Annotated in this window: 11 protein-coding genes; all 11 read right to left on the reverse strand. The window is 41.6% G+C overall.

The genetic code is table 11. The features are described from left to right. The coding region (locus tag D8Q48_RS16655) for a VirB6/TrbL-like conjugal transfer protein, CD1112 family (RefSeq protein ID WP_243116332.1) at positions 1–667 on the reverse strand (667 nt) is incomplete at its 3' end. 12 nt (positions 668–679) lie between these two features. After that, positions 680–895 (reverse strand): Maff2 family mobile element protein, encoded by a 216-nt coding sequence (locus D8Q48_RS16660; protein WP_017144663.1) that lies wholly within the window; start codon positions 893–895, stop codon positions 680–682. Between the two features lie 121 nt (positions 896–1016). Continuing rightward, a complete protein-coding gene (locus D8Q48_RS16665) occupies positions 1017–2876 on the reverse strand; it encodes a VirD4-like conjugal transfer protein, CD1115 family (RefSeq protein ID WP_330514750.1) in 1860 nt (619 codons plus the stop codon). Positions 2877–2899: 23 nt separating this feature from the next. Next, a complete protein-coding gene (locus D8Q48_RS16670) occupies positions 2900–3391 on the reverse strand; it encodes a PcfB family protein (protein ID WP_008371518.1) in 492 nt (163 codons plus the stop codon). Between the two features lie 82 nt (positions 3392–3473). Continuing rightward, positions 3474–4268, reverse strand: a complete 795-nt coding sequence (locus D8Q48_RS16675; RefSeq protein ID WP_121057332.1) for an ATP-binding protein — start codon at positions 4266–4268, stop codon at positions 3474–3476. Continuing rightward, positions 4268–5086, reverse strand: coding sequence for a replication initiator protein A (locus D8Q48_RS16680; protein WP_121057333.1), 819 nt, complete (start codon positions 5084–5086; stop codon positions 4268–4270). The genes D8Q48_RS16675 and D8Q48_RS16680 overlap by 1 nt, the downstream gene beginning before the upstream one ends. 10 nt (positions 5087–5096) lie before the next feature. After that, on the reverse strand, positions 5097–5978 hold the full coding sequence (locus D8Q48_RS16685) for a replication initiator protein A (protein ID WP_121057335.1): 882 nt from the start codon (positions 5976–5978) through the stop codon (positions 5097–5099). Beyond that, the gene (locus D8Q48_RS16690; RefSeq protein WP_055154714.1) at positions 5971–6363 is read right to left on the reverse strand and encodes a hypothetical protein; all 393 of its coding nucleotides are present in this window, start codon (positions 6361–6363) and stop codon (positions 5971–5973) included. Before D8Q48_RS16690 ends, D8Q48_RS16685 begins: the two co-directional genes overlap by 8 nt. A gap of 13 nt (positions 6364–6376) precedes the next feature. Then, complete coding sequence (locus tag D8Q48_RS16695; RefSeq protein WP_121057338.1) at positions 6377–6775, reverse strand: single-stranded DNA-binding protein; 399 nt, start codon at positions 6773–6775, stop codon at positions 6377–6379. 13 nt (positions 6776–6788) lie between these two features. Then, the gene (locus D8Q48_RS16700; RefSeq protein WP_012744319.1) at positions 6789–7187 is read right to left on the reverse strand and encodes a hypothetical protein; all 399 of its coding nucleotides are present in this window, start codon (positions 7185–7187) and stop codon (positions 6789–6791) included. Positions 7188–7316: 129 nt separating this feature from the next. Then, positions 7317–7556, reverse strand: a 240-nt coding sequence (locus D8Q48_RS16705; RefSeq protein ID WP_121057145.1) for a DUF6050 family protein, incomplete at its 5' end; no start/stop codon positions are given.

A 7556-nucleotide genomic window follows, 5' to 3' on the forward strand; every position in this document is an offset into this window, starting at 1 on the left:
GGCTTGCTAAAGCCGGATTCCCAAAATGTCCGCGCACTGCCTTTGGATGAAAAGCGGCGCTTCTGGACGCGCGGTAAATTTCTATCATTCTTCCGTACAAGATTACCGTAATGATAATTGACAGAATGTGCATGGTAACACTGATTAACATCGTTTCCATGGATAGCAGGAACAAATCCCCTAACTCCATATCCTCCAGGGCATCCACAATCCGTGAAATTGCTTCTGTTGCATCCACCGCAGTGTTTCCTGATATCACCCCGGCGGCATTGTTGACCACATGCTGGCCAACATCAAAGACCGCCATCGTGATATTGAACGTATTTGTCACCAGATAAATGGCTACATACGCTTTGAAGATCCAGAGGAAAATGTTATAAGTCTCAAATTCATGGAAATTGTTTTTTTGTGTTACCATCGTGATCAATTCATAGCACAGGACAAAGGTGATGATCAGTCCCGCAATGGGGACAATCACCGTTTGGGATATATTCTGAATCAGATTAAAAATCCCTGCATTCCATCCCTGCGGTGTCTGCCCCACCTGCCCGGCTATGGTTCCCACCTGCTCATTGACAGACGTGAACATGTTATCCAAACTTGACTTGATAAGCCCGATCAGGATATCCTTTATCGCTTCCGTAATTCTCTCAATGATGGTGTTCATCTACCACTCCTCTTAAGAGAACAATGTTGCCAGCTGTGGAATCAGGGTAGTTCCCAGCAGCATGATTCCGGCACCAGCCATCAGCTGTTTGATGCCCTGGCTCTTAGCGCCGGGATTGTCATTTCCATATCCTTCCAGAAGGTTTACGACACCCCACACGCCAAGACCTGCGCCGATTGCGACTACAAGAGTTTTTAAAGTTGTAATTGCACTGCTAAAAAATGCCATATACATTCACCAAAACTGACCTCTTTCAGGTGTTTACGGGAATGAAAAAACACCGACTAAAAAGCCGGCGCACCTAATGTCAGTTATTCCTTTCCTCATTATTTTTCGTTCATTCCCATGGTTACTCCGACAGCTCCACCTGAATTACCTCCACCTCTTCTTCGGGTTTCGGTGTGTACTGCGGGTTTAACTCTTTTTCTACTTTGTATCGGTTTTTCTCATTTTCATCTGCAAGAAACCGATAATTTTTGTGTTTCGTGATATCATATTTGTCTGAGAAAAATGGTCTGGCACCACGAATCTGCAGGATACATTTTCCTCCATCCATGACTGCAATCTCATCTTCTGTCATCAGCTGTTTGCCTGTTTTCTGGTAATTCAATCCAAAGGACTTCTGATTGCTCCTCGTTTCCGAAGTGTTATACAGATCAATGGTTTCCTTACCCAGAAGTTCACTCATTTCCTTTAAGGTAGTTTTCTCTTTTCCACCAAGAAATAGTGTAGTATCACAGTTACCCAGAATGGTATCTGCACTATCCTTATACATTGCCTTTAGCTGACTCTGTGACTGCAAAATAATAGAAGCAGAGATTTCCCTGCTTCGGATAGTTGCAATCAGCTTGTCAAACTGAGGAATTTGCCCGATGTTAGCAAACTCATCAGCGATGACACGCACATGCACCGGAAGTCTTCCTCCATATTCATCATCTGCCTTGTCACAAAGCAGATTGAAAAGCTGTGACTGTAACATGGCAATCACAAAGTTAAAGGTTGTATCTGTATCTGACATAATCAAAAACAAGGCTGTTTTCCTGTCCCCAATCTTATCCAGTTCCATTTCATCATAAGACATGATCTCACGAAGTTCTGCGATATCAAATGGTGCCAGCCTCGCACCACAGGAAATAAGAATACTTTTGGCAGTTTTGCCGGCGGCCATTTTGTATTTTTTATACTGTCTGACCGCAAAATGCTGCGGATCTCTTTCTTCCAGTTCCTGGAACATCATATCCACTGGATTCTGGTAAGTTTCATCCTCTTCACGGGTTTCACTTTCATTCAAAAGATCCAGAAGGGTATTCAAATTCTTTTCCTCTTCATCCCCTTCATACCAGATAAAAGCAATCAGTGCTGTATACAGCAATTTCTCTGCTTTCACCCAAAAATCTTCCGAAGATTTTTCACCTTCCCCTTTGGTATTGGCAATAATTGTCGTCACCAGCTTTAAGATATCTTTTTCAGATCGTATATAAGCAAACGGATTGTAATGAAGGGACTTGGAAAAATTGATGGTATTCAGAACCTTAATCACATATGGCTCATGTACCACTTTTCCAGATTTATCTTTCATGATATTTCCATTCTTATCTTTCTTAGGTGGTCCCTTTGCTAACATCTTCCCACACTCTTCAATCAAAGTGCCTTTCGGATCTGTAATGACCATGGAACAGTTCATCTGCATGACCGATGGTTTTACGAAAAAACGTGTCTTACCGGAACCACTGCCGCCAATGACCACTATATTTTTATTTCTTGCATACTTCGGCTGCTTCGGTCTGCTTTCCATAGTCAGTGCTTCTGTTGCTGTCAATGGAATGTTCATCCATGGATCTTCCGACATATAAGGCTTGATATCCTCTGCGGTTCCCCATCTAGCTGAACCATACTCGATGCCTTTCCGTAATTTCTTTGCGTCTGCCTGTTTCTGCCAGACCAACACTTTCAGAACGACTGCAACAACAATACCTGCTAGCAGATCTTTCCAGTTATTGCTTAACACAAAACCAGCAAAAATCCGGTCTGCGTGATCCATTGCATATAAAAGTTTGTTCCCCATATCTTCTCCCGGACTGTTCCGGTAAAGAAAAAATGCCCGGTCTGCATAGAAAGCAGCCAGAGCATAAGGGATATTTGTAAGAACCAGTTTCTTTTTATCCAGGGCGGACAGCTTACCCCCGATTTTAATCTTCCACTTCTGCATCAGAGTTTTGCCGCTTTTCTTTTTCATCGACTCTGCTCCTGATGCCGGTTCTTTACTTTGTCCTTCGTCTTCTTTGGCATCATTGCCCGGTAAGCTGCAAGACGCTTATGAATGGAAGGCTTATTCGCTTTTTGAATCTGTTTCTGGGAAAACTCACGGAAAGCAGCATTGAGGGCATCCTGATCACGTCCCTTGAAAAATACCAGATAAACCGGAGGATCTTTGCTCTTGTCTTTTTTCAGAGCATAATTGATCCCGTATTTTCTGGCATACCGTTCAAAGGACTTGATATTTTTGTCCGTGATCTCGATATTGACCATCCCGGCATTCTGTTTTGCCAGCTCTTTTACCGTGACCTTTCCCTGTTTCGGCTGATTTTTCTGTGCTTTCTTCTCTACTGATTTCTGCTTCTGATGTCGCAGATACGCAACAAGAACCTTTTTCAACAGGTCTGCTGTAATCTTAGTTGCCCGAATACAGAACGTGACCGTTTTCTGAGTTACCTCTTCCTGCATGACTTTTCCCTCCTTTCAGCGATTCAACTGCTGTCCAGATCTGTAATCATGGCAATCACCCCCTTTAATGAAAAAAGACAGATTAACCGGTAATCAGGTTCTGCACCTGTACGAGTTTTTCTGTCCCTTCTTCTTTTCTCTTATCTTCTCCACCACAATAGATGGGAACACACATTTCAAGTATTCTACTGTAAATACGCTGATGGGCAGTATCCAAATCTGTGGATTTCATTTCATTCAGTCCCAGATTCGTTGTTACGATCAGCGGAAGCATTTTACAATAACGGCTGTCTATCACATTATAGACCTGCTCCAAAGCAAACTCGGAATTTCGTTCTATGCCTAAATCATCAATAATCAGCAGCGGATAATCCACAAGATTTTGTATGATCTGATTCTTGTCTGCCTGATAGCTGGTCATTTCATTTAAGATCATGGAAAAATTTGTCATCATGACACGTTCTCCCTGTTCCAAAAGTGCATTTGCAATACAGCCTGCAAAGAAACTTTTCCCAGTTCCAACTGGTCCCATCAAAAGCAATCCTACATTTTTCCTCTTCATATCTGCCCAGTTTTCTACATACTGCCTGGCGATTAGTATCTTCTGGTTGCTTCCATTGTCTTTTTCAAATTTCCATTCCCAGAATCTTCTTTCCCGAAGTCCGACGGATTTTCTCTGATAAAGCAGTCGCTGTGCTTCTTCCCGCTGCATCTTTTCATCCAGTTCCTGTCTGACTTTCACCTCGCATTCGCACAAACAAGACACTACATGCTCAAATCCCATCAGGCTGACTTTCATCTGTTTTCTTTTTCCACAGATGCCACAATGAAGACATCCCTCTTCATCCAGATAATCTGCTGTTACTTTATTTTCCATCACAGGCTTTCTCCTTCCTGAAATTCATATTTGTCAATTCCTGCCCTGGCGCCATCCCGTTCTGCCCAAAGACAGATTGTTGCAAAATGATTCTGATACTCTTTTCCACTGGATTTCATATAAACAGAAAGATGATCAATCCGTTTCTGATAATCCCATGGAAATATTGTCATCAACTCCTGCAGTTCAGCTTCCGACAGAACAACATTTTTAAATCTACCATACTGACTGAATTTTTCTTCCAGAGCGGGAGTATTGCCCTTACTCTTATCAGTATGATTCTTTTCAGTCTTATTTACCTTAGTATTACTTCCATCCAGATTCTTGCAGTCCGGACTTCTATTTTTTTGCGTTCCGGACTTCCAGTTTCTTGCAATCCGGATTTCCAATTCCTTGCAGTCCGGATTTCCAGTTTCTGGCGTTCCAGAAGCAAAGTATCTTACGGGCTTTCCTCTAATCCGTTTCACAAAATTTTTCACGTATATGACAGAGGGACGATTATTCCCCTGCCGATACCGTTCAATCAATCCAATCCCATGCACACTGTCAAGCTCATAAAGAAGCTTTGTCACTGTCGTATGCGACATTCGCAACAGCTCCTGCAATTCTGCAATCGTGTAAATGATATAGACATAACCATCACCGTCAATCCAGCCATTTTTCTTGGATAGGCTGATTCGATCAAGCAGGATTCCATAAAGGAGCTTTGCATCTGTGGACAGGCTTGCAAACTCTTTTTCTGTGAACAGAGCTTTTGGTATCCGAAAGAAAGAAAACTGGTCAGATTCTTCTGCTCTGAAATATTCAAAATCTGCCATAGCTTATTTCCTATTCTTCCTTATTATTAAAATCACACCCTGCTGCACTGCCTGTTCCATGACACATCTCATTAAACACAAAATTGAAGCACATCATTAACTCACTCAGATAATAATTCCTTGCTTCTTTATTGCAGGCATACATATCCTCGATATAAACCTCCTCGTTTCCATTCATTCGTGCGATCGTTTCCAGAACTTTCATAAACTTCTTATTAGAGCAGCACTCATACTGTTCATTTACATATTTCTGAATTTCCAGTACACGTTCAGGCTTTCCATCAAATACAGATAACACGCCAAATGCCAGATCCATACCAAACTCATAGCCATCGGCTTCTATGGCATCAATATCAAGATTACCTTCTTCATCGTAATAGCCCCGCTCTTCCATAGGAGTCAGTGGTGTCTCATATTCATCCAGATATCCCATATCCGCAATTGTTTCCAGAATATCTCTGGATGCTGCCACCATCTTGTCCATGATAATTTCTCTTTCTTCCATCGGCATATTTGCCATAATTCTGTCTAATGTCATCATTGATTCTTCCTCCATCTCATTTTCATAAATATCATTGATATAAAAGTGGTTCGCCTTTCCATTGTTTGGAACAATACGCACCAGCTTTCCAATCTTAACAAGTTCCTGTACTGCCTGATCTACTCCATATCGAGTCGTATTCAGGTCTTTCTTCATTTCGCTTTTCGGATAGATAACAAACAGCTCCCCGTTATGATCTAGCCAGCCATTCTGCACCGAAAATTTCAAACGATCCAGAAATAAGCTGTATAAAATCTTTGCTGTATTTGACAGATTTTTGTATTTTTCCATCTGGAACAGCACCTTCGGCACCTGCAGACAATCTACCGGCATATACTCCATCTTACTCATTGATTGTTTCCTCCTTCTGTTTGTACAGCACTTCAGCTGAATTGATATTGATTTCCAGCATCCCTACAAATACCTGATAGTACAGCAGGCATATCTGTTCATCCTCTCTTGCCAGATACAATCCTTCCAGTTCATTGGACGGATGTTTCATTCCATATACTGCCTGACAGATATCATGGATTTTCTCACATTCCACACTTCTAAGATGCATCTCCAAGGTGTGGTTAAATCTCTGCCAGTCCTCCAGTTTCTGATTTACTGACATCATGCATTGGAACAGTTCCGCTGCTTCACATGCTGCTGACAGCACTACATTTTTGTTATTGATACTTCCATCGGCATTTTTCATATGCCCTACCATATACGCCTGATCTACTGAAACCATCTTTTATCCTCCTCTATCTAAACGGCATTTCTTCTTCCATGCCCTCTGCGATCTCTAAGAACCCTTCCGCATCTTCTGGAAACGGTGGTCTGTCAACCATTTTTGCACCTGCGAATTCAATCCGGTTTGCATACACTTCGGTAGTATAAATCTTTTTCCCGGTATCCTTATCTTCATAATTACCTGTGACAATCTCGCCTTCCACCATGACCTTCGTGCCCTGCATCAGATAATCTCTAGCAAATTCTGCTTTCTTTGCAAAAGCTTTTACCGGAATGAAACTGACTTCATCGGAATAATTTCTTCTGACTGCCAGAACAAACTTGGCAATTTTATGAAGTCCTTTTTCATTCTCCACTTCGTTGTATCCGGGATTTCTTACCAATCGACCGGAAATAACTGTTGTATTCATTGGCTTAACCCTCCTATGCTTTCATTGATTTGTAACAAATACCGATACATGGTCCACATTTTCCATAGGCACATCCGTAACATTCATCTTTTTCCAACTCTTCCTGCTTCATTTCATCGGCAAACATTCCTAACAGCGTTGTGTAAATCTTTTTCATTGCCAGGAACTTCTCTTCTGCTTTTTCCATCTTCTCTTTGTAAAATGGAATCAGTCCACGAAGAACTGGATGGAAACGCTCATTTTCATCATCCCAGGCACAGATTTTCATCATACAGCGTGGCTGTTTCTCATAATTGCCCAAATAATACGGGCAGAACGTACAGCCTCTTTCTTTAACAATTTCCACCGGAATTACTGGCATCTGACTTTTGATTTCCTTAGTTACATGCTTACTTTCAATTCGCTCTCTCATATTAAAAATCCTCCAAGAATATATATTTGCAAAAGGGACTTTCCCTGAATTGCCTGGTTTTAAGCACAAAAAAAGAGGCAGACTTACGATTTTTGTTTTCGCAAGCCTGCCTCTTATCAATCTAATATTCTATTTTCCAATGACATACCGTATAAACACGTATATCGCTCTAATCACATACACTGGAATCATGATACTTCCAATCAATGCTCCAATGATGACACTTAATGCAGCCATCCCAAGTGTTGCTGTGGTATCCATTCCTCTCGGAATCAGAATCAACCGCATTTTATGTATTCCAAATGGAAGTCCAGCAATAAATACCCACCAGAACCAATCCGTCTGTCCACTGACCTTCATAATTGTTTT

It is taken from the genome of Ruminococcus sp. B05 (assembly GCF_003628495.1).
Lineage (GTDB): Bacteria > Bacillota > Clostridia > Lachnospirales > Lachnospiraceae > Schaedlerella > Schaedlerella hominis.

Bases quoted from the DNA above. Each gene is read 5' to 3' on its own strand.
- D8Q48_RS16660 (WP_017144663.1), bottom strand. From the start codon at position 895: ATGGCATTTTTTAGCAGTGCAATTACAACTTTAAAAACTCTTGTAGTC.
- D8Q48_RS16700 (WP_012744319.1), bottom strand. From the start codon at position 7,187: ATGAGAGAGCGAATTGAAAGTAAGCATGTAACTAAGGAAATCAAAAGT.
- D8Q48_RS16685 (WP_121057335.1), bottom strand. From the start codon at position 5,978: ATGAGTAAGATGGAGTATATGCCGGTAGATTGTCTGCAGGTGCCGAAG.
- D8Q48_RS16680 (WP_121057333.1), bottom strand. From the start codon at position 5,086: ATGGCAGATTTTGAATATTTCAGAGCAGAAGAATCTGACCAGTTTTCT.
- D8Q48_RS16665 (WP_330514750.1), bottom strand. From the start codon at position 2,876: ATGCAGAAGTGGAAGATTAAAATCGGGGGTAAGCTGTCCGCCCTGGAT.
- D8Q48_RS16675 (WP_121057332.1), bottom strand. From the start codon at position 4,268: ATGGAAAATAAAGTAACAGCAGATTATCTGGATGAAGAGGGATGTCTT.
- D8Q48_RS16690 (WP_055154714.1), bottom strand. From the start codon at position 6,363: ATGGTTTCAGTAGATCAGGCGTATATGGTAGGGCATATGAAAAATGCC.
- D8Q48_RS16695 (WP_121057338.1), bottom strand. From the start codon at position 6,775: ATGAATACAACAGTTATTTCCGGTCGATTGGTAAGAAATCCCGGATAC.
- D8Q48_RS16670 (WP_008371518.1), bottom strand. From the start codon at position 3,391: ATGCAGGAAGAGGTAACTCAGAAAACGGTCACGTTCTGTATTCGGGCA.